Annotated in this window: 30 protein-coding genes; all 30 read left to right on the top strand. The window is 37.3% G+C overall.

Annotation, left to right across the window (positions count from 1 at the left end; translation table 11 throughout):
* A partial coding sequence (locus tag Q3C15_RS00955) for a hypothetical protein (RefSeq protein WP_302703502.1) occupies positions 1 to 182 on the top strand: 182 nt, incomplete at its 5' end.
* Complete coding sequence (locus Q3C15_RS00950; RefSeq protein ID WP_302703501.1) at positions 166 to 489, top strand: hypothetical protein; 324 nt, start codon at positions 166 to 168, stop codon at positions 487 to 489. The genes Q3C15_RS00955 and Q3C15_RS00950, both read left to right, overlap by 17 nt.
* Entirely contained in the window at positions 490 to 726 is a 237-nt protein-coding gene (locus tag Q3C15_RS00945; protein WP_302703500.1) for a hypothetical protein, read from the top strand. It begins immediately after the preceding gene.
* 18 nt (positions 727 to 744) lie between these two features.
* Positions 745 to 999, top strand: a complete 255-nt coding sequence (locus tag Q3C15_RS00940) for a hypothetical protein (RefSeq protein WP_302703499.1) — start codon at positions 745 to 747, stop codon at positions 997 to 999.
* A 698-nt stretch (positions 1,000 to 1,697) separates the two neighbouring features.
* The gene (locus Q3C15_RS00930) at positions 1,698 to 2,555 is read left to right on the top strand and encodes a hypothetical protein (RefSeq protein ID WP_302703497.1); all 858 of its coding nucleotides are present in this window, start codon (positions 1,698 to 1,700) and stop codon (positions 2,553 to 2,555) included.
* 1 nt (position 2,556) lies between these two features.
* The gene (locus tag Q3C15_RS00925) at positions 2,557 to 3,015 is read left to right on the top strand and encodes an HNH endonuclease (protein WP_368045388.1); all 459 of its coding nucleotides are present in this window, start codon (positions 2,557 to 2,559) and stop codon (positions 3,013 to 3,015) included.
* A 345-nt stretch (positions 3,016 to 3,360) separates the two neighbouring features.
* Positions 3,361 to 3,891, top strand: coding sequence for a phage terminase small subunit P27 family (locus Q3C15_RS00920; protein WP_302703496.1), 531 nt, complete (start codon positions 3,361 to 3,363; stop codon positions 3,889 to 3,891).
* Positions 3,891 to 5,786, top strand: coding sequence for a terminase TerL endonuclease subunit (locus Q3C15_RS00915; protein WP_302703495.1), 1,896 nt, complete (start codon positions 3,891 to 3,893; stop codon positions 5,784 to 5,786). The genes Q3C15_RS00920 and Q3C15_RS00915 overlap by 1 nt, the downstream gene beginning before the upstream one ends.
* A gap of 11 nt (positions 5,787 to 5,797) precedes the next feature.
* Positions 5,798 to 5,977, top strand: a complete 180-nt coding sequence (locus Q3C15_RS00910) for a hypothetical protein (protein ID WP_302703494.1) — start codon at positions 5,798 to 5,800, stop codon at positions 5,975 to 5,977.
* Positions 5,977 to 7,125 carry a phage portal protein gene (locus Q3C15_RS00905; protein ID WP_302703493.1) on the top strand — a complete coding sequence of 383 codons (1,149 nt, stop codon included), beginning with the start codon at positions 5,977 to 5,979 and terminating at the stop codon, positions 7,123 to 7,125. Before Q3C15_RS00910 ends, Q3C15_RS00905 begins: the two co-directional genes overlap by 1 nt.
* 22 nt (positions 7,126 to 7,147) lie before the next feature.
* Positions 7,148 to 8,920 (top strand): phage major capsid protein, encoded by a 1,773-nt coding sequence (locus Q3C15_RS00900; RefSeq protein ID WP_302703492.1) that lies wholly within the window; start codon positions 7,148 to 7,150, stop codon positions 8,918 to 8,920.
* A gap of 68 nt (positions 8,921 to 8,988) precedes the next feature.
* On the top strand, positions 8,989 to 9,291 hold the full coding sequence (locus Q3C15_RS00895; protein WP_302703491.1) for a hypothetical protein: 303 nt from the start codon (positions 8,989 to 8,991) through the stop codon (positions 9,289 to 9,291).
* On the top strand, positions 9,266 to 9,640 hold the full coding sequence (locus Q3C15_RS00890; RefSeq protein WP_302703490.1) for a head-tail adaptor protein: 375 nt from the start codon (positions 9,266 to 9,268) through the stop codon (positions 9,638 to 9,640). The genes Q3C15_RS00895 and Q3C15_RS00890 overlap by 26 nt, the downstream gene beginning before the upstream one ends.
* The gene (locus tag Q3C15_RS00885; RefSeq protein ID WP_302703489.1) at positions 9,630 to 10,058 is read left to right on the top strand and encodes an HK97 gp10 family phage protein; all 429 of its coding nucleotides are present in this window, start codon (positions 9,630 to 9,632) and stop codon (positions 10,056 to 10,058) included. Before Q3C15_RS00890 ends, Q3C15_RS00885 begins: the two co-directional genes overlap by 11 nt.
* Entirely contained in the window at positions 10,055 to 10,432 is a 378-nt protein-coding gene (locus Q3C15_RS00880; RefSeq protein WP_302703488.1) for a DUF806 family protein, read from the top strand. Before Q3C15_RS00885 ends, Q3C15_RS00880 begins: the two co-directional genes overlap by 4 nt.
* A gap of 7 nt (positions 10,433 to 10,439) precedes the next feature.
* Positions 10,440 to 11,174: a phage tail protein gene (locus tag Q3C15_RS00875; protein WP_302703487.1), complete on the top strand. Its 735-nt coding sequence runs from the start codon at positions 10,440 to 10,442 to the stop codon at positions 11,172 to 11,174.
* A 79-nt stretch (positions 11,175 to 11,253) separates the two neighbouring features.
* Positions 11,254 to 11,655, top strand: a complete 402-nt coding sequence (locus Q3C15_RS00870) for a phage tail tube assembly chaperone (RefSeq protein ID WP_302703486.1) — start codon at positions 11,254 to 11,256, stop codon at positions 11,653 to 11,655.
* 20 nt (positions 11,656 to 11,675) lie between these two features.
* The gene (locus tag Q3C15_RS00865; protein ID WP_302703485.1) at positions 11,676 to 11,888 is read left to right on the top strand and encodes a hypothetical protein; all 213 of its coding nucleotides are present in this window, start codon (positions 11,676 to 11,678) and stop codon (positions 11,886 to 11,888) included.
* A 51-nt stretch (positions 11,889 to 11,939) separates the two neighbouring features.
* Entirely contained in the window at positions 11,940 to 16,103 is a 4,164-nt protein-coding gene (locus Q3C15_RS00860) for a tape measure protein (protein WP_302703484.1), read from the top strand.
* Positions 16,104 to 16,170: 67 nt separating this feature from the next.
* A complete protein-coding gene (locus Q3C15_RS00855; protein WP_302703483.1) occupies positions 16,171 to 17,022 on the top strand; it encodes a phage tail domain-containing protein in 852 nt (283 codons plus the stop codon).
* 9 nt (positions 17,023 to 17,031) lie between these two features.
* Positions 17,032 to 18,441, top strand: coding sequence for a phage tail protein (locus tag Q3C15_RS00850; RefSeq protein WP_302703482.1), 1,410 nt, complete (start codon positions 17,032 to 17,034; stop codon positions 18,439 to 18,441).
* Positions 18,442 to 18,453: 12 nt separating this feature from the next.
* Entirely contained in the window at positions 18,454 to 18,852 is a 399-nt protein-coding gene (locus Q3C15_RS00845; RefSeq protein ID WP_302703481.1) for a hypothetical protein, read from the top strand.
* Between the two features lie 72 nt (positions 18,853 to 18,924).
* Positions 18,925 to 20,133, top strand: a complete 1,209-nt coding sequence (locus Q3C15_RS00840) for a hypothetical protein (RefSeq protein WP_302703480.1) — start codon at positions 18,925 to 18,927, stop codon at positions 20,131 to 20,133.
* 16 nt (positions 20,134 to 20,149) lie between these two features.
* On the top strand, positions 20,150 to 20,578 hold the full coding sequence (locus Q3C15_RS00835; protein WP_302703479.1) for a hypothetical protein: 429 nt from the start codon (positions 20,150 to 20,152) through the stop codon (positions 20,576 to 20,578).
* 2 nt (positions 20,579 to 20,580) lie between these two features.
* On the top strand, positions 20,581 to 20,712 hold the full coding sequence (locus tag Q3C15_RS00830) for an XkdX family protein (protein ID WP_278838252.1): 132 nt from the start codon (positions 20,581 to 20,583) through the stop codon (positions 20,710 to 20,712).
* A gap of 183 nt (positions 20,713 to 20,895) precedes the next feature.
* Positions 20,896 to 22,071: a hypothetical protein gene (locus Q3C15_RS00825; RefSeq protein WP_302703478.1), complete on the top strand. Its 1,176-nt coding sequence runs from the start codon at positions 20,896 to 20,898 to the stop codon at positions 22,069 to 22,071.
* 94 nt (positions 22,072 to 22,165) lie between these two features.
* Positions 22,166 to 22,255 carry a type I toxin-antitoxin system Fst family toxin gene (locus Q3C15_RS08675; protein WP_368045387.1) on the top strand — a complete coding sequence of 30 codons (90 nt, stop codon included), beginning with the start codon at positions 22,166 to 22,168 and terminating at the stop codon, positions 22,253 to 22,255.
* 234 nt (positions 22,256 to 22,489) lie between these two features.
* On the top strand, positions 22,490 to 22,801 hold the full coding sequence (locus tag Q3C15_RS00820) for a hypothetical protein (protein ID WP_302703477.1): 312 nt from the start codon (positions 22,490 to 22,492) through the stop codon (positions 22,799 to 22,801).
* Positions 22,794 to 23,258 (top strand): phage holin, encoded by a 465-nt coding sequence (locus Q3C15_RS00815; protein WP_302703476.1) that lies wholly within the window; start codon positions 22,794 to 22,796, stop codon positions 23,256 to 23,258. The genes Q3C15_RS00820 and Q3C15_RS00815 overlap by 8 nt, the downstream gene beginning before the upstream one ends.
* A complete protein-coding gene (locus tag Q3C15_RS00810; protein ID WP_302703475.1) occupies positions 23,245 to 24,435 on the top strand; it encodes a GH25 family lysozyme in 1,191 nt (396 codons plus the stop codon). The genes Q3C15_RS00815 and Q3C15_RS00810 overlap by 14 nt, the downstream gene beginning before the upstream one ends.
* Positions 24,436 to 24,532: the final 97 nt, after the last annotated feature.

Genomic DNA, 24,532 nt, shown 5'->3' with positions numbered 1-24,532 from the left:
GAAACAACGGTAAAGAAAGAGATATTTCATTAGGTTATTTTCCGAGTCTGAAATATGCTTTAGCGTGGTTAAAACGTGAAAAAATTAAATCATTAGGAATGTTAACCATTGATGAATATATCAATGAATTACGGAAATTAGAAAACTGGACGGGAGAGATTTTGAATGAGCAAAAAAATTAAATATTTTATTTATGGTTTTGTAGCAGTGTTAGTTATGATTTTGGCAGGTTGTGGAATTCACTGGTATTTCACTTCAACAGCAAGTGGAATAAGAACAGCCGTTAATTTCAAATCAAATGTTAATAACGGCATGGAACGTGAAATCACAGTGTACAACGCTGACGGTAAAGTAATTATGCACATGAAAGGCAAGTTCGATATTCAACATTCAAATAGATCATTGCAATATATCGACCAAAACCACATGAAACACAATATTTACTTTGGAGATAACACAACAGTGACAGTTAATGAGGTGAAAAAATAGGTGAGTAAGAGAGATAAAACTAAAAGAGAGGTTCGGGTGATTTTCTCGAATACGCCAAGATACATTAGTTTTTTTGATATCAACGGCAAACCTGTTGCAATTCGGGAAGATGAAGGAATTAATCAATATAAAGGAAATGGAAAATATCAGTTAATTACACGAAAAAACACCTATGATGTTGACCGTGACACATGGGAAAAGGTATTAAATTTTTTAACGTGGGAACGGAAATTATAAGAGAAAGGGATGCATCCAATGTTTAATGCTAGTGATGACGAAATGAAAGAAGTAATCAAAAAAGTTAAGGATGAACTTGAATGTTTGAATAAAATGCAAGCGAGTGTAAACCGATTTATTGATAAGGCTGTGCCATATAAATTACTTGAAGGAACAAAAGATTACGAAAGTGAATATTTGAAATTAATGCTTAAACAATCAAGAATTATGGGTGACTATAAATCAATATTGCAACAACGTTTGAACTTACTAGAGAAAGCAATTAAAGCATGATAATTCCGACAATAGTAGTTATTGAGTTTATTATTTTTATATTGATTATTTGGATAAAAATAAAAAAGAATTGATGATAACATCGGCGAAAAAGCCGGTGTTATTTTGATTTTATTCTAAAAATCCCTTGACTATACACTTAATTAAGTGTATTATAATAATTGTAGGAAGGAGGTAAGCTTTTATGAAACCACGAAAAAAGCTGACATTTGAAGAAAAACTGGTCATCATTCAAATCATTCTTCAAATTGTCAGCATACTGATAAGTTTGATTAAGTAATCAAACGATAGGAGCAAAGCAATCAAGCTGAACTCCTATTTCAGTGTATCATAAAGGCGCAACGATATGAAGAAACTAAATAGATTAGATTGGTTGTTAATCGTGTTAATTGGATTAACGATTGTGAATATTATTATTAAGTTGGTGAAATAGAAGTGGCAATATCTGAGGCTAGGAAAAAAGCAAATAAAAAATGGGATGATAACAATAAGGAGCGAATGAAATATCTGAGATACCGTTCATATTCCAGGACTTTTATTAATAAATTGGCAACCCTCGAAGATTTAAAAAATTTACAGAAGACAATCAAAAATCGAATAAATGAAATGAAATAGTAACCGCACGGAACCGAAGCCGATTGCGGTTTTTATTTTGTCTTATAATCAAACTACTAATTATATTCAAAGGAGTGTATTCAGTGGTTAGATTAAGCGAAGATATTGCTAAAGAAATCATTAATTCACGTTGTTTTATCACAAATGTTCATCAATTAGCTAATCGCCTTCATATCAGTGATGAAGATGCCAGAAATGATATTTATTATCAATTCACCCAGAAGCGTCTTAAAGATATGACTGAAGATGAGTTCATTGAAAAATGGAATGATGAACATGAACGGAAAGTTTTAGAATGGAAAATCACATATTCACGGCAAGATGTACAACATCAGTATTATTCAGGGTATGAACGTGAAGACGATAAAAAAGGCAGATTAATGGTTGGCGTACCAACGCTAGAAGAGATCAGGGCAAAGAATGAACCAACTGCTATTCCATTGATTAAAGATGATGAGACTAAGCTATTAGAATTTGTCATGGAACATTTGGAAGAGATATTTCCAAATTCACCAAAGAAGATTGAAATGATCACAAATATCGTCAATCACACTAAGGTATATACACGAAAGCAAATCACTAATTTGTTATCGGATATTCGTAAGGCGTGTAGACGCAAACGAGCAATGTTAGATCAAATGTATAACACGTTTATTCAGCAAGATGATATTCAGTTATTGGAGTTGTTAACATGCATCCATGAAAACGAAAAACGGGATGCAACAATCTATCAGAAAGATTTAAGAATGACAGTCATTATTGATAAGTCAGAAGATATGATTAGTGATTTAATTGATGAATGCATCCAGTCAGGTTGTTGGATTGATAACCCAAGACAATTGCAAAAGAATTGGATGCATGCTGATGTAACAGATAAGATTATCTTTATTAAATTCCTAGATGATAAATACAATGAATTAAGCAATAAGCTAGGTGATTAACATGCGAGTACATGAATGCGCATATCGAACATGCAATGAACTAATACCAACAGATAGAAGATATTGCGATAAACATAAGCAATATGAACAAGAACAAGTTAAGTATCGTAACAAAAGATATAACAAGATGTATCGTGATAAACAACGTAATACATTCTACCAATCAAAACAATGGCAGCGAGTACGCAACTATGTAATCAATAGAGATTGCTACACATGCCAAGTGTGTGGCAGTGCAGTGACTGATAGAAAGATTGTTGACCATATCATTCCATTGCGTGTTGATAAGACACGAGCATTAGATACATCTAACCTATGGAGCTTATGTGATCGATGCCACAATCGAAAAACAATTAAAGAAGAACAAATCTTGCATAGCGCAAACGGTTTAAACAAGTTAAAGCACATAAGCAAAGAACGATGGAAGATATACATTCAAGAATTTTCAAATGATCAATAAGCATGGTGTGAAAATGGCAAATATTGTCAAAAAGCATCCCGGAAATTGCGTAAAATGAAAAATACACAAAATTTTAAGCACGGTGAAAACGCCGTGTTTTTTGTTCACCTCGAAAAAAGCCCCCCGCACCGCGTCAAATCAAGGAAAGCGCGCAATGGAACTCGCGCTCGTTAAAAACCCATTTTTAAATACTAAAATTTTACCCCGGCCGGCAAAAACAAAGAAAAACTTAAGAAAAGCCTGAAACAACCTATCTTTATTTAACTATCAAAAAGTAAGAATCATAAAATTAGACTTTATTTTTTTAGTTTAAGGTGTGAATCAAAAAACGGGAAGGTGTGAACAATGGCTGGAAGGAATATGAAACTGACACGTGATCCAAATGCGCGGTCAGAGTACAAGAAGAATACAGAACGTTTGGATAAATTCCAAAAAGGAATGCAGGAACTCCAAAAATCGCCGAACAAGAATTTCAAAGGAACGAAAGCAGCTTATATTTACAAGCAATTGGTCACTGAATTGCGTGAACAAGGTTTTGTTAAACAACTAGATATGCACTTAGTCAATGTTTTGGCCATGCAGATTGATATTTATTATCAAGCTTATCGTGACATTGTTGAACACGGAATTCAGGATGCAATCTTCAAGCCAATTACAGATCCTGTTACCGGGGAAATCATTGATGAAGTTTTCCAAGGCTACAAAGCTAATCCGGCAGTCAATACGTTAAATATGGCCACAAATCAAATTAAGACAATCAGCGATAAGCTCGGATTGACGCCAACCAGTCGTGCTAGCATGTTGGCCAACATTAAAACCGATGACGATGATGAACCAAGCTTAGGTGACTTACTGAATAAGGGTGGTGCATTCTAGTGCGTAAGATTGACCTAACCAAACATGATGTCATTGAGCAATATACGGTTGAGTTGCATCGCGGTAAGTACAATGAAATTTTTGAAGAGTATAAAGACCCAGCAACCAAGTATTGCCGTGACGTTCTAGACGAAAAAATCATCACTTGCAACGCGATTAAGCTAATGGCGTTTCGTCATCTTCAAGATTTAAGACGGATTACCGAAGACGATGAATTTGAATATTATTACGACTTAGATGAAGCAGTTAAGATTCTGAATTTTAGCAAGTTGATGATTGATATTAGTACAGGGAACCCGTTGGAATTAATGGACTGGCAACAATCGCTATTGTTGATGATCAATGCGTGGAAGTCTGAGAAGGACGACACCAAGCGCTTTAATAAGGTGATTTTTAGTGTTGCGCGGACAAACGGAAAGACAGCCATTTGTGCAATTCAGATTCTATATAGTTATCTAATTGAAATGGATAATCTAACAGGACAAGAAGCCATTTTAGTCGCTCCAAACAACACACAAGCAACTAAAGGATACTCATATCTTCAATTGCAATGCAATCATCTCAAAGAATATAAGGCGTTTGATAAATTATTTGAGCAGAAAACAATTGATGTTCAAACTGATCAGATTATTAGCAAGAAAACGCAAAATAAGACGCTCAAATTATCGTTTGAAGCCAAGCGTTTTGATAGTTTGCACCCACGAATTGTAGTTGCAGACGAAGTTGCGGACGATTTACGGCAAAAACTGATTAGCGATGGTTTAGATAAGCTTTCAAGCGGACAAGTTCAAATCGATAGCCCACAGATGATTCAAATTTCAACAGCTTATCCGGATGCCAATTGCGCGTTCAGGAAGACTGAAAAAATCATGATCGATGAAATGAAGAAAGATTATGAACGTAAGCTCGAAAACACATTATGTATCATCTACGAGCAAGATAACGTTGATGAAGAAACGAGCAAGCCCGAAACATGGATCAAATCAAATCCAATTCTTGCTTTACCGGAAGTCGGCGACCACTTAAAAGAAAACATGTTAAAGGAACGTGATAGCAAAGAAGCTGACGGTACGCTATATAGTTGGCAAAACAAAAACCTTAATTGCTGGCTTAATCGTGGGACTAATAACTATCTCGAATTATCTGATGTTGAAAATGCAGTGGTTGGCCAGTCACCAATCAATATTGACGGAAAGGAAGTTTATATCGGGTATGACGCGTCAAACTTTAGCGATGATACGTCACTAGCATTTGTTTTCCCGTACGTTGAAGACGGCCAAGGTAAATATTATGTTCAGGAACATTCATTCATCCCGTTGGCACGTTCGCAAGGTCGAATCGAATTAAAGGAACAAAAGGACAATATTCCATATCGCAAAGCTGAAAAGGACGGATTCTGTTCAATCACTAAAAACAGTCAAGGTTTTATCAACATTGACGAAGTTTACAACTACTTGATGAATTTCATTGCTGATCATCAATTGAAGGTCAAATGCTTTATTTATGACCGCTGGAACTCAGATACAATCGTTAAAAAATTAGAGCAGAACAATGATTTTCCGTTGCTTGCTTTACAACAAAACATTCAACATTTGAACGATTCAACTAAGGAATTTCAGCGAACGATTGCAGAAGGGCGAGTGAAGTTCTTAAATGATGAAATTCTGCAAGCTGCGCTCACTAATGCGGTATTAGTACAGGCAAACGGCTTTGTCAAAATCGATAAGGATAGAGCAACTCAAAAGATTGACGTTGCGGATGCAATCATTGATGCATTTGAACGCGCACGATACCACTTTGACAACATTGATTTTGATAAGGATAAAAAGAATCCATTTTCAGGAATGGATGACGATGAAATTAACGATTACTTTATGAACGAATTCAGTTTCTAGGAGGTAAAAGAATGCGAAATGTTTTAGCAATTTTATTAGATTGTCTACCGTTAATTCTATTAACAACAGGCATTGTCATTATATCGGTTGGGGTCTTCATGTTTAATACCATTCTTGGACTGATCGTAACCGGAGTAATGCTAGTAGCAGTTGCTTTAATGCTGGCTTATCGCAAAGGAGATGATTACTGATGCCATTTAATTTTTTTAAAGGATTTCAAAAGCGGAATATGTATCTTCCAAGTGAAATCCCGTATATTCCAGACGGAAACAATATTATTCCCAATGAGTTAATCAGCGCTGATATTGCGCTACAAAATTCAGACGTTTATACGGTTGTTAATCGAATCTCAAGTGATATTGCCGCTTGCGACATTGATTGTCAAGATCCGCAACATGGCGTGATTGAAAAGCCCAACTCAGTTCAAACTAAATTTAGTTTCTTCCAAACTGTTTTGGCGTCAATGCTGCTTAACGGAAATGCATACTGCACGATTCATCGAAACGGTTCGCATGTAGCAGATGAGTTGGAATTGGTTCCTTCTGAATCGGTTCAACTCACATTGATCACTGATGAAAAATCAGTCGTTGATATTGAATATACATTCAACTATTCAGACGGACGGCCACCGAAGACACTACCGTCAAGTGAAGTGCTTCATTTCAAGCTTTTGTCTGCTGGATATGAAGGGAATCTATATACCGGACGTTCACCGCTTGAGAGTTTAGCAACTGAATTAGAATTGCAAAATCAATCACACCAATTGGCATTGAACACCATTGCAAATGGAATTTATCCGCAAAATATTCTGAAAATTCCGGAAGGCAAGATTTCACCGCAAACTAAAGACAAGATCAGACGTGATTTCATGAAACAAAACGGCGGTAAGAACACTGGAGCGCCAATTGTATTAGACCAGTCACTTGATTATCAACAAGTAAGTATTAATGGCGATGTTGCTAAGTTCTTGAATAATTACAATTTCTCACAAGAACAGATCGCTAAGGCCTTTGGTATTCCTGATAGCTACCTTAATGGTCAAGGTGACCAACAATCAAGTGCTGATATGCTTCAAAACTTGTACATCAACAGCCTTAGTCCATATATCAGCCCAATTGAACAGGAATTAAGTAAGAAATTAGGTGTTGATGTTAAGGTGAACGTCTTATCAATCTTTGACCGGACACACGAAAAAGCAATCAATGACGTTAGTACATTGCTTACAAGTGGCGCAATCACGCCTGATCAAGCCCAACAAATCTTATCTAGTGAACATGTATATGGATTGACGCCGGTTAAAATGCCAACACCAGCCGTCAACCCGCCAGCTAATAGTTAAAGCATTGAAAAGAGGTGAGATTATGGATAAGAACGCAGATATTAGAACGATTGATAATGTCGTCCGTGCTATGCCAACAGATGACGGTTCGATGAAGATTAGCGGAACAGCGATTGTATTCGACCAACCATCGCAAGATATGGGGTTTATTGAATACATTAAACCGGATGCAGTCCGTGGAATTGATTTTAGCCAAACGATGCTTTTATACAATCATGACCCGGCTAATATCCTTGCTCGTTCAAATGCTAATAATTTGAATATTACAGTCACAGATACAGGGGTTCAATTTGAAGCAACATTGCCGGATACGACTTTGTCAAAAGACGTTTACGAAGGCATTCGCAGCGGCAACCTTCAGGGATGCTCATTCGGTTTCAGAATTGCTCCTGATGGTGATGAGTGGGAAACACGCGATGACGGAACAATCATTCACACGATTAATCAAATTCAATCGGTAGGCGAGTTATCTATTACTCCCATTCCTGCATATTTACAAACAAGCGTAGGTGTTAAACGTGCGCTTGATAAGGCAAAGGAGGAATTGAAAGTGCCAAAAGATAAAGTAAACGATCAGCCAAACGTTGATTTAGAAGAAAAAGAAGACGAAATTCGGGCTTTGAAAGAAAAACTTAAGCAAACCAAAGATGAAAATAAGAACTTAAAGGATGAAAAGGCTGCTTTGGAAGAAGAAGCTAAGAAAGCTAAAGAAAAACCAAAGCCTAATCCAAAAGAAGATTCAGAAGAAACTGAATCTGATGATAAAGAAGGTGAAGATAAAAAACCTTCTCCAAAAAAAGAAAAGAAAACGGAGGAAACACGGAGCATGCATAAGAAGAACATCACTCCTGAATCAGCAGGTACAAAAGATGAAGTTCGTGCATTTGCCGACTACTTAAAGAACGGTTCTAAGTATGATCGGCGTGATGTATCAGGAATTGGTTTACCAGTCGGTCAAGTTATCATTCCAAAGACAATCTTGACACCTGAACAAAAGCAATACCAATTCCCACGTCTTAGCGGCTTAGTACGGACAGTATCAGTTAAGACGACAACAGGGATGCTTCCATTATTCGATTTAGCTGACGGTACATTGGCAGAACACAGCGAATTTGTTGAAACAACACCAAATAACGCACCAGCTATTAAAGAAATCGACTGGAAGTTACAAACATATACAGGTCGTTACGTATTCTCACAAGAATTAATGAGCGACTCATCCTATGATTGGCAATCAGAATTATCAAGTTGCTTAATCACATTGCGTGACAACACAGATGATTCATTGATTATGCAAGCATTGACAACAAGTCCCGCAAATCCTGTAACAGGTTCAACGGATGTCATTGCCGACTTGAAGAAGGCATTAAACGTTAACCTTCAACCAATGGATTCACAACAAGCAACAATCATTGTTTCACAATCAGCATTTAACTACCTTGATACCTTAACAGATAAGATTGGCCGTCCACTTATCAACGAAAACTTAACAGAAGGCATGGGTAAACAATTATTAGGACATCAATTAGTTGTTGTTCCTGATACATTATTCCCTTCTGCTAAAGCAGGCGACATCAACCTTATCGTTGCACCATTGAAGAAGGCAGTTATTAACTTCAAACAATCAGAAATCACAGGGCAATTCCAAGATACTTCTGATGTTTGGTATAAACAATTAGGTATCTTCTTGCGTGAAGATGTTGTTGCTGCACGTCCAGACCTTGTTACAACAATCAAGGCTGACGCATCAGTAAGTGCTGCTGCATCATCAACCAGTTCAAACGCAGGAAAATAGATAATCTTTACCGCCTAATGAATGACAACAGTATCGCAATGCGAGGCGGTTAATAAGGAGGCGAGAACGTGCCAAGCGATGACAAGATAACTGAGGTATTAGATGAATTGTGCTTAGATGATGAACCTGATACTCGAAAGACAATCGGGAACATCATTAATCAAGCAGAAGTATTGATTTGTGATGCGTTAAGCACAAAAGCTAAGCCTGAAGATTTACGTGGTAATCCAATTTATGAACGCTGCGTTAATACAGTTACTACTCAAATTTATTACGAAAGGACGTTGCCAAACGGTTTTTCTAATGGCGTTATGGCACTTCTTAATCATTTGGAGGGATACGTAGATGACTACTCAAACGATCAAAGCTAGATTCCAGCCCTACCAAATGCGCTACAAAGTAACTTTTAATTCGCAAACTGAAAAAGAAAATGCGATCGGCCAAACAGTAACGGTCAATAGTCCGTTATTTACTAAACATTATGCGAAAGTAAAAATTTCTATCAATCAAAAGTTTTCCGCAGTCGGAACGGAAGCTGAACACGATGTTTATATCGCGGTTAAGCATGATAAACGCTTTGATGAAATGGATTATGCCAAGTTAACAGCAACGATTGGCAATGATGATTATCGAATAGTTGATATCAATGCAGTTGATGACAATTATTTGAGTTACGACATGATTACCTTAAGGAAAGTGAGTGGTCATAGTGGAACTTGATGAGGCATTAAACGAATGGTATCAGGGTGTTGTTCGGACGATGACATTATCGCCAGAAGAACAAGCACAAATTACTAAAGCAGGAGCGGATGCAATCAAGCCGGAACTTGAACGGGTTACTCCTCAAAGTAATCGGAATAGTGATCCACATTTGCGAGATAGTGTCGTTACGGTTAATAAGAACATTGACGGTGCAAAAGATGGAACAAGTACCTTAGGATATACCGAGAATAAAGGGTATATCGCACGGTTTATGAACGATGGTACTAAATTCTATCCCAATCGTCATGGTGGTGGAAAGAACCACGTCGGCTTCTACAATCGTTTCTTAACTAATCCAAACGTCAAAGCAAAAATGCTAACAGCAGAAGCGCTTGAACTGAAGAAAATCATTGATAGAAAGAGCAAAAGCTTATGAGCTGTATTGAAGACACCAAGGCCTTATTAAAAGGTACTAAATACATTGACGATATCTATTTGTACAACATTCCTGAAACACAATTAGAAGTGACTGACCGAACACAAATGCTGTTGCGGGAAATTCAAATAGATACTGATGATGAAGGCAATAATGAGTTCTTTGCAGTAACAACCGAATTAGAGTTACAAATCTTTTTCAAAAAAGAGTTTGATGACGGTTTCGATATGGAACAGTTTCAAACCTCATTACTAAAATTGTTAACAGACAATCACTACACCGTTAATAGCTTAGGCGGAGCATTGTATGACCCCGACACAAAACAATTAACGATGACGTGGTTTATAGAAAAATTATCATACACAAAGGAGTGAATCGCCAATGGCAACAGTTGGTATTGATCGAGTTTATTTAGGATTATTCGACCAAAACGGAAATATCTTAACAGATGAAACAACTGGCTTTACAACCGGATGTATTGAAATCACAGATGACATGTTAGGTACTAACGCAGTTAACGTTCAAATTTCAAAGACCAACGATGAAGTTGACGGGAACAACAAAGAAGTATCAATGATCAAGTCATTGCCAACATGTCAATTTGACGTGACGTTCAACAACTTGCCTTTTGATATTCAAAACAAGTTGTTAGGCCGTGTTAAGACTGGTGCTGGTTATGTTGATACAATGGTTAACACATATGCCGGAATCATTGCTCGAACTTCTGCCTTAAATTATAAGGACTATATTTACTACATCATGGGTAAATCCGTCCCAACACCTAAAGGGCGGAACATGCAAACTAACACTTCAAAGAAGACAAACGTCGCAACAGATGAATTTTCATTTGAAGGCTTGGCTTGCAGTCGGACAAACGGAATGCCTTACATGTTAGCAGCGACAACAATGGAAGATTTCTCAGAAAAAGCATTGTTTGACCAAATCTTCCCTAATCAAACATTGATTACCAATACAGGCAAACCGGAAGCGGCTGAAAATCATTCAGGTGAAACGATTGTTCCAGTTACTGGTTCAGGTTCTTCATCTTCAGTCGAAACTGCAACTAATTCAGGAGCGAGTGCAAGTCCTAGTGCTGGTACAACTCCTAAACAATAAGACCATTAAAAGACAGGTTTGATACCTGTCTTTTTTTTGTGCGTTAAAGAGTTGAAAAATAACGAAAGGTCTTGTTGTTATGAAAATTAAATTAAACGAATTACCACTTCAAAATAAAGTGTTTCATGTAAAACAATCAGTTAAAAACATGCGTAAGACTTACAAATTGCAAAAGCATTTTGCTGAAGTAAGCAAGAAAATCGATGATTTAACTAAAGAAACGGATGTAATTGATCCAAAGAACGCTAACGAAAAAGATTTAGCGCGTCTTAATGAATTAAATCAAGAAATGATGGATGTTTCTTTCAAATCAATTGATACAGCCTTAGATTACATCTACTCAATCTTGAAATTGTCAGATAAGGATATTGAAATCGTTGAAGATAACCTTAAACAAGATAAGGTTGTTGATATCGCTAATAAGATTGCAATGAAACTTATGGGTGTTTCGGAAGAGGATGTCCAGGAATCAAAAAAGTAACGAATAACACTGGTTTACAAATGTTGAAAGCACAGAATGCGTATGATGAGTTTTTGGTATTTGAGAAATCAGCAATTCAAAATCTTCATTGGACGCTTGATCAGGTTGAAGAATCAGATTATTTCCTGTTAATGGAAATTTTAGGAACGGATGCTGAGCAAGTTCAACAAGAAGAAGTGTATGACGACCCAATGGAGCTATTTAATAAAATTGCAACCGAGGGACATACGTAAATCGGTAAGGGCTGTCTAGCCCTTATTTTTTTACTCAAAAGGAGGTCAAACATGCCAGCAGGTAAAAAAATATCCGCTCAAATGAGTACCAGTATCGCACTTGATACTTTAAAAACAAGTGAAAGCTTAAAGTCATTGCAATCAGCAATCACAGGAGCAACTAGCGCTTGGAAAGCTCAATCAACTGCCTTACAAAGTGCAGGTAGAAGTCAAGATGCTTTAAAAGCTAAGATTAATGGACTAAAAGAAGTTCAAGAAATTGAATTGACAAAAATTGAGGCATTAAAACAGAAGCAAAAGGATCTAGATGTAACAACTCAAAAGGGGGCACAGCAATACAGTAAGTACCAAAGCCAAATCGATAGATTGAATGCAACGTATGAAAAGCAAACGGTGCAAATTGATAAAGCCAAACAATCTTTGAACTATTATGAAACAGGCTTAGGTAAACTTCAAAGAGAATATCAGCAAAGCAATAAATTAAGCGAAGCATATGTTGAAAGGCTGCGCGCAGAAGGCAATCAAGAAAAGGCAAATAAAGAAGTAGCAGCCCAATTAACAAAGAATTATGCAAATTTAAGTAAACAGTACTCTACTCAAAAGCAGGAACTTAATACGCTTAATCAAAAGCAAAAAGAGGCTAACCAGACATTAGAAATTCAACGCGCAAAATTGAAATACGTTGAAGAAGTCGCTGGTAAAACATCGACTGATTATGAAAAAATGTCTCAGGCAGTTACACAGGCCGAAAGTAAACTGGACAAGATCAATAGCACATACAATGAACAGTTAATTCGATTGCAAAAGACTGCAACTGAAATGGCCAACACTAAAACTCAAAGTGAGAAGTTAAATGATGAGCTTGCTAAAAAACATCCAAACTTTCTTACTAGAGTTAGAGAAAACTTAGATAAGACACAAGATAAGACAAACAAGCTTAGTTTATCTACAGCGAAAATGTTCGCTGCAAATATGCTATCCAACGGTTTATCTAGCGCATTGAGTGCATTGCATGCCAAGTTTACCGATTTACTCCATCAAGGAAATGAATACCTTGATTATGAGCAAAAGATGAATGCTACATGGCTTACATTAACTGGAAATGCTCAAAAAGGTAAAGATATGGTCAATACCATTAATCAGTTAGCTGTAAGCGCACAAAACTCAACACAAATGGTTGATGGGCTAGCCAAGCAGTTCTATGCAGTAACTCAAAATAAGGATAAAACATTAGAATTGTCAAAATCAGTTTTAACTTTACAGGATGCATTTGGTGCTAGTGATGACGCTGTCCAAAACTTTGCTCAACAGTATGCCCAAATGGTTGCAAATGGTAAGGCTAGCGCACAAGATTTCTTATCATTCACTAACGTATTCCCACAAATGAAACAACAGCTGTTAGAGTATGAAAAAACTGTAACTCATAATACTAAAATGACAACGGCTGACCTTAATCAAATGATTAGTGCGGGAAAAATCTCTGCCGAAGATATGAATAAAGTTTTGATTGATATGGGTAAGAAGTATCAAAATGCTACTCAAAACTTTACAAGCACAATTCCTGGATTAAAACGGACAATTGACGCTACTATGCCTCAGTTAATTAGTGCGATTGAACAGCCTTTTTATAAGATGAAAAATCCTATTTTAGGAAGTCTATCAAAGGCAGTTACTGATCCAGCGATTAAAAACGAAGTCGGAAAGCTAGGTAAAATCTTATCCGATGCATTAAATGATGTAATGAATGCATTTGGTGGCGGTGCTAGTTTTAACGGCGTAAAAGTACTTAAAGGAATTCTTCAAGATGTTGAAGGTGCGGTTAAGAAAACAGCAACAACCTTGGTTGAACATAAAAACGATATTAAGAGCTTTATGAGCGTAATGTCGCAGGCAAGCGTTGCAACGTGGAAAGTATTTGCTGAAACGTTAAAAATTTTAGAACCCGCTATATCTGCAGTATCTAAAGCAGCCGCCGCTCATCCAAAAGCTTTTGGTGTGATGGCCACTGGGATGATTGCAATGAACGCAGCTTCTAAGGCATTAAGAAATCCATTAATGCTTGTTGCAGGATCATTATTAAAATTACATGATAATGCAGATAAGGCAAAAGATAAGTTAGGTGGTTTAAAATCACTTTTCGGAACTTTGAAAGATAAAATTGCTCCACTTACAGGTAAAATTAAAGATTTAGCGATGACCTTTGGAAGTAAGTTAGTATCAGGATTGAAGAAAGTATTACCTATTGGAAAAAATGTTCTTGGAATGTTTAAAAGTATTGGTACTTTCTTCTTAACCAATCCGTTTGGTATTGCAATCACGGCTATTGTTGCAATTGGAACAGCATTGACTGAATTGTACAAGCACAATGCCAAGTTCAGAAAATTCGTTAACGGTATCATCAGTTCGGTCAAAGATTGGGTTGGAAATACTGCTTCTAAGATTAAGAAGTGGGGTTCAGACGTTGGTAAATCAATTGGTAATGCTTGTGCCACAATGAAATCTAAGATGAGTGATGGTTGGAAACGGATGAAACAAACCGTTTCTGACGGCGTAACAGCGATCACTGATAAAAATTCCAAGTTACATGATGAGATGATCAGCAAGATTTCGGATGCAACCGGAGTATCAAAGAAAACTTTGAACTCGGCGTATAGAACCATGGAAGATTATACCGGAACATGGCATGACATCATGACTGGCAAGTGGGGTAAAGTCAAAGATGATGTTGTTAAAGTTGGTAATGACCTTGCATCAACCGCAAAGAGTTTATTTAGTGACTTGTACAATAAGTTAAACGACTTAACTGGCGGTGGCTTAGATAAGATCAAACAAGGTTGGGATAAACTTTGGACGAATGTTATCGATGGGATTAAGTCTGCTGCTCGAAGTATTGGTAATCATGTAGCCGATATGGTTAACAACGTTATCAAACCAATTAACGATATGTTAGGCGGTGTTAAAGACGGGGTTAACTGGGTATTGGATAAATTCGGCGCTTCTAAATGGAGTGGATTTAAGATTCCGCTGGTTCACTTTGCTAATGGTGGTATCGTTGGCGATGGAACAATGGCCATGGTCAATGACAGCGGTAGCAAACATTATCGTGAAATGTTTGCTACCCCTGATGGGCGAATTGGTGCTTTTCCTAAGCAACGTAACTTGATCACGTATCTTCCAAAAGGTACTCAAGTTCTTGACGGTGAAAACAGTAAGATGTTGGCCGAGATGATGGGTATTCCTGCGTTCAAAGATGGGACAAAGGATAAGAACTTGTTTGAGAAAATTTTTGATAAAGGAAAAGATTTATTCGACGATATCAAAGACATTATCTCTCATCCTATTAAATTCATGGAAAAGGTATTAACTAAGTATTTACACGTTAATACCAGCATTAAGTTTGCAAGTACATTGATCAGTCACGCCCCAACATTTTTTGCTAAGCAAGCGGAGAAATGGTTGAAGAAAATGGCTGAAGATTGGAAGAAAAAGCAAGAAGAAAGTTCCGTGGGCGGATTCGGAAAAATTCCAGAAGTTGTTGACGGTCAAAACCTACGCGATTTAGTTAAAAAGGCTTTGGAAGCTAATGGACTATCGACGTCGGATGATATGATTGCGAAAGTTATGCGTCAAATCGCGACTGAATCAGGCGGGAATGCTCATGCTGTACAACCTGGCGCAGACCCTGATGGCGACGGTTCAGGGCCAGCTTTGGGGTTAATGCAAACCAAGCGCAGTACATTTAATGCTTATAAAGCTCCTGGACATGATGATATCTTTAACGCTTATGACAACTTACTTGCTGCATTAAATTATGCCAAGCACCGTTATGGTCCAAGCCTTTATTTCTTAGGCCAGGGTCATGGTTATGCAAATGGCGGCTTTATCAATAAGCAACAATTAGCCATGATTGGTGAACAAAACAAACCAGAAGTTGTTATCCCACTTTCACAAGAAAAACAAGGCCGGGCATTAGATTTACTGACTGCCACGGTCAACAAATTAAATCATAATGCTGGTCGAAACACGGTAGTAACTAATAATCCACGAAATGATAACAGCGGATTAGAACGAAAACTTGATATGATGATTGGCTTACTTTCAAGCATTCTTGGAGTAAATCAAGCCCAGTTAAATAAGTCAGATAAGACTGGCTTAACAACGCTGTATCAAGAAATGAGCAGAAACCAATCGTTAAATGATTATCAAGCATTTTAATATTCAAAGAGTAGCCTTTAATGGCTACTTTTTTGTTAAAGAAACGAAAGCGAAAGGAGGTTAGAAAATGGGACTTGAAGATTTTTGGTTAAAAATCAAGATTGGAAATCAGGAAGAATTTGACGCAAGTACGATTACACCAAATTTACAATTCCTGGAATTAACATCTGAGCCACAAATCACTAATACGTATCAAACAACTAATGGCGTTGATGGTTCTATTTTTGAAACGAGCCAATATGCTAAAAGCACTGTTAATCTAAAGTTCTTAGTAACCTTTAATAACTGGCGAGATCTAGATTTAGCAAAGCATGATATTTACCGAGTGTTCTTAACGAAAGAAAACATTCGTGTGCGGTGTAATACAGCGCCTAACAAGGTGTATAACTGCCGCGCAATGCCATTTCAAATCAGTGTTGCTAAGGTTGGCCAACTAGGAGCAGTATTTACAGTTCCATTGGATAATCCGACTGGAATGGCATACAGCATATTGAATTCGGATAAATTAAATAACATTGATAATGACTTGAATTGGAGTTATGGAATGAATATCCCTAATGACTATCCATTGCAATATCACTTTAATCAGGGGAATAGCTTCAAGGTTTACAATCCAAGCGATAAACGGATTAATCCATATCTCCAAAATGATGAATTACTGATTCAAATTAAATTCAGTGGATCAGGAATCACAATCAAGAATACAACTAATGGTTCAAATTGGGCGTATAACGATAGTTCAGACGGGAATACTACATTTCTGCTGAATGGAGTAGAAACGAGTTCTAATGGCCAGCCGTGTTCTAAGAATACAAATTACGGCCATATTGAGCTCGAACAGGGCGAAAATGAATTTGAAATCAGTGGAACTAATAGTTTTGATATTGTATTTAGTTTTCCATTTGTATATCTAGCATAGGAGGTTAACATGGATAAATTAGTTATTAAAAATAGCGACTATTCTGAACCGTTAAACTCTGTTCTGCCGGATAGTTTTCAAATTCAGCTGACTTTAAATCAGAACTGGCAACTGCAATTTACCGCGCTTGATGATGGCAGTGTTCCGTATTCACTTTTACAGCCTGAAAACAGTGTTTTATGGCAAGGTCAAGAATTTGTAATTAAGCAATGCCAACCGCAATATTCTCAAGGAATTAACACTAACCAAGTGACGGCCACACATATTGGGTATGACGTTCAACGCGTATTCCAACACAATACGAATGCGGGGGTTAAGACCTATTCTGTAAATGACGTGCTTAGTTTTTATCTGAACGGCAACAATTTTGGATATACATGGAAAGTGATTGGCAATTTTGATAACCAACAAATTGAAAACTTAGGTAATTCAAATGGTCAGGATATGTTAAGCAAAATCATCTCAACTTGGGATAATGCAATTTACTATCCTGATAATAAATGCATACAGATTTTTAGTGCCGATGAGTTCCGTAAATATACCCAGAAAGTTGTAACATACAAAGGTAATAGCGACACGATTCAGCTATCATATGACGCAACAAATTTGGTGAACAAATTGTATTGCGTTTCTGATAATAGGGACGATAATAAGCCTGCATTCCAGCCGTTTTATGTTCAAGATGATGAGAGTATTAAGAAATATGGTGTTTATGAAGGTAGCCCGGTAAGCGATAATCGATTCAATAATGCGGATGCAATGCGTCAATATGCTCAATCTCAATTGCAGCCTAATCCAGATTTGTCAATTCAGGTTTCGTTCTACGCTGGAGAAGATGACATTCAATTGGGTGAAGTTAGACGATTAATCATTCCGGAAGATGATATTAGCCTTGATGTTGAAGTGTCACAGATCACGTTATATCCAATATCACAAACACAACAATCGCAAGCACAATTAAATTCAACTGCGAAAACGATCCTGAACTATTATCAATCATTGAAAAACGGACTGAGTTCAAGGGTTAGCAGCAATGGTGGAATTAATCAATCGATTGCGAATGCAATTCAGCAGAATCAGGATGCGATTAATAAAATTAATGATAGTTTGAAGCAGCAAACTGAAAGTGTATCGAATGATTTCGGAACGATTAATTTCACCCTGAATAATGGTGTAATATATGTCAATTGTAGCTTTACAGACGTTGTGGCCAGCAAGAGTAGTTGGAATGTTCCGAAAGATTATATCCCGAAGAGTAAAATTCAGGGAACTTTAGTAATTAATCTTTCAGGCTCAAATTATTTGATCAATTATACCTTGAATAGTCAACTTAGCATTGATGAAATAACTAATCTGCACGGGCAAGAAGTATCAGAAATATTTAATCCATGTACTGGAAGCTTTAATTATTTAGTGTAAAGGAGGTTAGTTATGGAGTTTAACAACTTAGTTATTAATTTATGGAATGGAGACGTCAATACATTTCTGAAAAACAATCGTAGCAATTATTTGGTGATCAATAAATTTATTTCAGAATGGAATAAATCCGATAATGTGATGTTAGAGCCAATTGAATTTACGCTGGATGCGACTGAGTATTTAGAGGTTAACCGGGATGCATATGATCAATTTGTTAAAAATACGGATATTTTGATCCTTGAGTTGCCAAAACTAGTAGAGAGTTATCGCTTTACTGATTTCGATTACGTATGTGCTCCACCAAACGTCCCTAAAGAGCTTAATTTTAATATGAGCGCCATTAATACATTTTGGAAGTGGGTAAACGACACCATTAATTGGATTGAAAACCAAATTAAACAAGTAATTTAAAGAATTCAGGCTAGCTTTTAGCCTGTTTTTTTTAGTTAAAGAAGCGAATTCAGATAAAGGAGGAATTTAAAAATGGATGATCAAATTGACATCACACCGTTAATTGATACTGGTTATGTTCAGCAAAAAATTAAAGATGGGCAGAATGCCGTATTCAAAAACGGGCGTCTAGTTTATATCATTCTTGATGTTGATAAGCCAGGAAAGTTCTTCTTTGACTTGCGAACAGTATTTAATGCCAGCACGGGTGAAGGTGGCAAAGACTTAAAAATCATGTTTATGAATAATGTTGTGCCATATCAGTTGAATGGTAAGACAATCAGCATTGACGGAGCTTATCCAAGTGGCGAACGATTCCACGTAACCGGTTCAGAAAACCAAGCCAATTCAAGTTTGATTGACTTTACTTTCCCACTTGGACTTTTCCAAGAAGCTGGAATTTATAAATTCCAGTTTGAAATTACGGACGAAAGCGGCAACCGTGCAACATCGCATTACTGCTTCTTCCAAGTTACCCAGAATGCGACATTATTAGCCGCTGACTTCAAAAACGGGGTCAATCCATTTGATAGCGACTATACAAAATGGAAAAATCAAGTTGAACAAGAAATCAACGCGTTAACTGACAAGCTTAACAATTTAAACACGTCGGCCGACCAGTTAGAACAACTGATGAATAACTACATCAGTAAAGCTCAGCAATATGTTGAAGACGCAACTCAAAAGGCAGTTGATAAATTACTGAGCGGCGAAAACACTTGGACGGGTAGACAACACTTTAATGGCGGAATTACATTTGGCAACAATGCTCAAGGCGACACGTTAATTGCTAATACGGTTGATACTACTAACTTGAAAGCAACTGGAAATGTTGACTTGCCGCAGACAACGACATTTGGCGGTTTTGGTATTAAATATTTCTTACATGTTCAGAATCTGGCTTCTCCTGATGTGCATTATTTAAACCAAACGGCAGTTGATAATCAAGGACAAACCACTTGGCTTTGGGCGGCAAGATATTTAGAAAATGGTTTTGGAGAAGAAGGCTGGCCAACATATCATATTCATATGTGTTTCTGGCTTGACTGCAATGATGTAGGTAAACCTTTTGCTCAATTTGAAAATGGCTTTTTTAAAGGAGCAAACGGCGGTCCTATCATAGTTCCTTGTCAAGGTGGTAATGTTCAATTTCATATTGATCCTACCGAAGATACTCTTGTTCTAGATCAAGTTTGGGGATTAAGTGGGAAAATCTCTCTTGGCGGTACGGCTTGGACTTAATAGAAAGGTGAGTTAAATGGAAATTTATCGATATAAAGCAAATAGCATGCTGGGATATGAAAGAGTAACCGTGGACGATAATTATCAATTAAAGGCAAGTGAGTTAAAAGAACTACCCACGCCGTGTTACACGCCGATGAAATTAGACGCTTCAGGGAACTTGGTTTCGGCCACGCTTGATGAAAGTAATCAAGTGGCTCAAAAATATCTTAAAGATAATGGGTTGAGTAGTAATGGGGTTTCAACGGATCAACAAATTGCTACTCTTTCAAAAGAATTTGCGATGACTATGCAAATGCAAAGTAAGACTGACTCATCGGTACTAACGGAAATTGCACAGTTAAAGAAGCAAGTTCAGGATATGCAAACCCAAATGGCAGCTCAAGTTTCAATCGATAACTCAAGAGCAACAGGTACATCAAGTACAACTACTGAGGAGGCTTAACGATGTTCGATTTAATTAAACAATATTATCGTGAAGGATACTATCAAAAAACAGATCTAGACTTATTTGTTAATGTCGGCTGGATTACATCAGAACAGGAAACAGAAATTTTGAATAATAATCCAGCGCAATAAAATTTAGAGGCGGGTGGGAGGTAGAAAGGATATAGCATGAAGAAATTAAATTTATTAGATCAGTCTCCAAATTTCAAAATTAATGATACTGGGACGATTATTCCTTTCAACGCATTCGAAAATAATCAACCATTCAGTGTGACTGCCGATGACGCAACACCTGTTTTTAGAATTAAAAATGAAATGGGGTTCTTAAAGTCGGTTAATGCCACGGTTGCAGTCGGTGGATATATCTTCCAATTAAACACCAAAGATTTAGTTGGTTTAGTTCCTGAAACATATCAAGTTGAATTGGCAGTTACCGATTCTAAAACAAATGAAGAATTAATCTTTCCTGATACTGGTTTCTGTTCGTTTAATATCACAGATAGTACGATGACAGTGACTGGGACACAGATTCCGACAATGAGCTTGGATAGTTTCAAGAATGAACTTCAGCAGTATGTTGAAAATCAGGCAGCAAGTAAATTGCAAACGATTGAAAGTGATTTCCAAACATATGTTGACAATCTGAAAGATTCGACGGTTAAGCAGGCTCAACAAGCTAGTAAAGACGCACAAACCGCAATCACAACCGCCAATGAAGCAAGTTCAAAAGCCGACCAGGCTAGTTCTGATTCACAAAGTGCAATTAAAACGGCTAATGATGCAGTAACAACTGCCAATAGTGCGTTAACGACTGCTAATGGTATTTCCGCAACAGCAAATAACGCGGCTCAGCTAGCAAACAAAGCTCTTGCTCAGTTGCAACAGCCTATCGGAACACGGAATTTACTTCTTGATTCACGAAACGGTAAAAGTGCACCATGGATGTATAAAAACTCAAATACTGGCAGCACATTAATGAATTGTTATATCGGGAAAACCAATAGCGCATGGTCAAAAGCAATTGGTGCATATAATGTTTATGATCTTTACCAACGTGGGCTCTACAACACAACAGACACCTATACATTTAGTTGTTACGTAAAAATTGATGGAACGATTAAACTAAGACAGGGTGATATCTTTTTCTACTGCACTGCCACAGATTCAAACGGTAAAGCAGTAGATGTATCTAATATCAATAGTGATACATGGACGAGAATTAGTATGCCTTTTAAATTTACTAATGATACTCCTCCACAAAATGATGGTAGCGCTACATTACGCTTCGAACCAAACGTATCCTGGAATGGTGGAGGGTCTCATGTAGGTGTAGGAACAGGGTATTTATATTTGGCGTGTCCGCAGTTAGAGAAAGGAGCTACTGTTAGTGATTATCACCCAGCACCGGAAGATGATTATAGTATGATCCAACAAATGCAGTCACAGATCGCAGTGTTAACACAGCAGATTGCGACATTGCAGACAAAATAGTTAGTTAATCAAGTGTGAAATTTAACTTCCTATTTCGTTAATATAGATAGGAGGCTATAATAGATTTATCCCTCTGAAAGAAAGGAGGGTAGATATGATTCACTTACTCGCACTTGTTGTAGCACCAATTGTTGTTAATTGTGTTACTGAACTGTTCAAAGAATGGCTCAAGCACAGGAGATGATGACTGAGTAACAGCAAACAAAAAGGCTTCTCTGGGAGAGTACTGGTACTACTCAACCATTGAAGTCTTTTTTGATATGTTCACTTATTCGCAACTAAATTATAACATAAAAAGAAAGACCTGCAATATACTTGCAAGTCTTTTTTTTCGTCTCAATGAACTGAAACATTTATCACTGCAATTGAATTATAACATATCCATTTTGTTTGCGTTAAAGGAACGGAGGTGAGAAAAATGCCACATCATGTTTTAGGTCTTGGTTGGGACGAAATTTCCAGCATTATCACAATTTTTTCGATAGTATTTGGCGGGTTTATGGGGTGGTTAGTTCATAAGGTTAATGATACTTTTGCTAAAAATTCAAAACCATTAAACGAAAATATTGAAAGGCTTAGTGATGTCATCAATATGCTTAAATATCAATTACAAAGCCACCAAAAATCAATTGATGATGTTTCGCATAAGGTCGAACAAATTAGTGATCAAGTAGTTGATCATGAAGCACGAATTAAAGTTCTAGAAAAGGAAGATGATAAAGATGACTAACACAATCACACAAGTTATCGTTGCAGTGGCAGGAGTTTTAACTCCTGTTATTTGTGGCTATGTAGCAAATTTAATCAAGAAGTATATTCCTGATAAAAGTTTACTCCAAGCGTTGGGACAATTCGCACAAGACGCAGTAGTTGTTGCTGAAAAAGCAGGAGTTACTGATAAGTTATTGGATAAGAAACAATACGCAATCAACAAACTCCAAGACATGCTAGAACATGCAGGGTTTAGCAAACAAAACGAAGAATTGCTTGGAAGTTGTGTCGAACATGCTTATTGCGAATTAAAACACGATATTGAGTCAGTTTACAAAGCGCCAGCAGTTTCTGATACTAAACCAGTTGCAGAAAAGCCAAAAGAAAAAGTCTACAAGTTAAGCGAAATGTGTGACAAGGACGGGAATATTATTCCAGAATTAATGAAAGGAGTTCCAGGATATGAAGAAAAATAAACTTATCATCGGTACAGCGATGTTAGCCGGTTTGACGGTTGGTGCGGGGTTAGCTAACCATATCGAACCACCTAAGGTTGAAGCTGCACGAGTTGATATGATTGATTTGAGCAACCATAACGGATCATTTACTTTAGCAGAATTTCAAAGTATGCGGAATAATTATGGTGTTAAAGCAATTACAACTAAAATCAGTGAAGGTAACTATTACGCAGACCCTTACGCAGCAGGGAATATTAAGACTGCTCAACAAGCAGGGCTGTATATTAATGGCTACTACTTCTGTCGTTATACCGATGTAGCTAGCGCTAAAGCAGAAGCAGAATACGCCGTACAAGTTGCAAGACAAGACGGTTTGCCAATAAACGCTGTATTGTGCGCTGACATTGAAAGTTCACAGCAACGTGGCTTAGGTACTTATGTCAACAGTTTAGCAATCGAAGCCATGAAGCAGATTGTCGAAAACGCTGGGTATCGTTTCGATGTTTACTCGATGAGTTCATGGGGCGATAGTGTTATCCCTTGGAAGTACATGGGTTGGATTGCAAACTATCCATATAATTTAACCGTTGACCGGTATACTAAAGGGCATGCTTGGCAATGGACTGATAAGCAACGTTTGAAAGATAGTTACGGGAATTTTGACGCTAGCCAATTATATGATAATTATTACACAGGTGGACTTAACAAGAACGCTGTAATCAGCAATGCTGACACACACCATGTTGATACGCAACATGCAACAAACAAGCCAGCAAACAACAGCAACATGACGGCTGACGGTGGCTCATCGAATGAAGACTACGCACAGCACGGTACGTTTACCGCTAATACCACACTGAATATCCGCACTGCACCAAGTACCAGTGCTAGTGTAGTCGGATCATATGCACCGGGCGAAAGTTTAACTTACGACCACGTATATATCCGTGCCGGTTATGCTTGGGCAAGATATATGAGCTATTCAGGTCAGTATCACTATGTTGCCATGGGTCGCATGGGTGGCGAAGAATACGGAACACGGCAGACGAATGCTAACCGTATCTATACAGTTCGTTCAGGCGATACATTAAGTGGTATTGCTCGTAAGTTAGGTGTTTCAGTTTCTTACTTAGTCAATAAGAATGGAATTAACAACGCCAACTTGATTTATGTTGGTGAAACGTTATCATATTAGAAGAATATCGAATTAATGAATTAGGGACGTGCCGTAATTGGTACGTCCCTATTTTTTGCTTGACGGAAATATTTGGTGTTCCTTATAATTATGTTGT

Origin of the sequence: Ligilactobacillus sp. 110_WCHN, assembly GCF_030518115.1 — a bacterium.
In the GTDB taxonomy this organism is placed as follows: Bacteria; Bacillota; Bacilli; order Lactobacillales; family Lactobacillaceae; genus Ligilactobacillus; species Ligilactobacillus aviarius_C.
The sequence above is the reverse complement of the archived record's forward strand: the minus strand, read 5'-3'. Positions and strand labels throughout refer to the sequence as shown.

Coding starts and splice junctions, on each gene's coding strand:
- Q3C15_RS00950 (WP_302703501.1), top strand. CDS start 166: ATGAGCAAAAAAATTAAATATTTTATTTATGGTTTTGTAGCAGTGTTA.
- Q3C15_RS00940 (WP_302703499.1), top strand. CDS start 745: ATGTTTAATGCTAGTGATGACGAAATGAAAGAAGTAATCAAAAAAGTT.
- Q3C15_RS00925 (WP_368045388.1), top strand. CDS start 2,557: ATGCGAGTACATGAATGCGCATATCGAACATGCAATGAACTAATACCA.
- Q3C15_RS00920 (WP_302703496.1), top strand. CDS start 3,361: ATGGCTGGAAGGAATATGAAACTGACACGTGATCCAAATGCGCGGTCA.
- Q3C15_RS00910 (WP_302703494.1), top strand. CDS start 5,798: ATGCGAAATGTTTTAGCAATTTTATTAGATTGTCTACCGTTAATTCTA.
- Q3C15_RS00905 (WP_302703493.1), top strand. CDS start 5,977: ATGCCATTTAATTTTTTTAAAGGATTTCAAAAGCGGAATATGTATCTT.
- Q3C15_RS00900 (WP_302703492.1), top strand. CDS start 7,148: ATGGATAAGAACGCAGATATTAGAACGATTGATAATGTCGTCCGTGCT.
- Q3C15_RS00890 (WP_302703490.1), top strand. CDS start 9,266: ATGACTACTCAAACGATCAAAGCTAGATTCCAGCCCTACCAAATGCGC.
- Q3C15_RS00880 (WP_302703488.1), top strand. CDS start 10,055: ATGAGCTGTATTGAAGACACCAAGGCCTTATTAAAAGGTACTAAATAC.
- Q3C15_RS00875 (WP_302703487.1), top strand. CDS start 10,440: ATGGCAACAGTTGGTATTGATCGAGTTTATTTAGGATTATTCGACCAA.
- Q3C15_RS00870 (WP_302703486.1), top strand. CDS start 11,254: ATGAAAATTAAATTAAACGAATTACCACTTCAAAATAAAGTGTTTCAT.
- Q3C15_RS00865 (WP_302703485.1), top strand. CDS start 11,676: ATGTTGAAAGCACAGAATGCGTATGATGAGTTTTTGGTATTTGAGAAA.
- Q3C15_RS00860 (WP_302703484.1), top strand. CDS start 11,940: ATGCCAGCAGGTAAAAAAATATCCGCTCAAATGAGTACCAGTATCGCA.
- Q3C15_RS00855 (WP_302703483.1), top strand. CDS start 16,171: ATGGGACTTGAAGATTTTTGGTTAAAAATCAAGATTGGAAATCAGGAA.
- Q3C15_RS00850 (WP_302703482.1), top strand. CDS start 17,032: ATGGATAAATTAGTTATTAAAAATAGCGACTATTCTGAACCGTTAAAC.
- Q3C15_RS00845 (WP_302703481.1), top strand. CDS start 18,454: ATGGAGTTTAACAACTTAGTTATTAATTTATGGAATGGAGACGTCAAT.
- Q3C15_RS00840 (WP_302703480.1), top strand. CDS start 18,925: ATGGATGATCAAATTGACATCACACCGTTAATTGATACTGGTTATGTT.
- Q3C15_RS00835 (WP_302703479.1), top strand. CDS start 20,150: ATGGAAATTTATCGATATAAAGCAAATAGCATGCTGGGATATGAAAGA.
- Q3C15_RS00830 (WP_278838252.1), top strand. CDS start 20,581: ATGTTCGATTTAATTAAACAATATTATCGTGAAGGATACTATCAAAAA.
- Q3C15_RS00825 (WP_302703478.1), top strand. CDS start 20,896: ATGGGGTTCTTAAAGTCGGTTAATGCCACGGTTGCAGTCGGTGGATAT.
- Q3C15_RS08675 (WP_368045387.1), top strand. CDS start 22,166: ATGATTCACTTACTCGCACTTGTTGTAGCACCAATTGTTGTTAATTGT.
- Q3C15_RS00820 (WP_302703477.1), top strand. CDS start 22,490: ATGCCACATCATGTTTTAGGTCTTGGTTGGGACGAAATTTCCAGCATT.
- Q3C15_RS00815 (WP_302703476.1), top strand. CDS start 22,794: ATGACTAACACAATCACACAAGTTATCGTTGCAGTGGCAGGAGTTTTA.
- Q3C15_RS00810 (WP_302703475.1), top strand. CDS start 23,245: ATGAAGAAAAATAAACTTATCATCGGTACAGCGATGTTAGCCGGTTTG.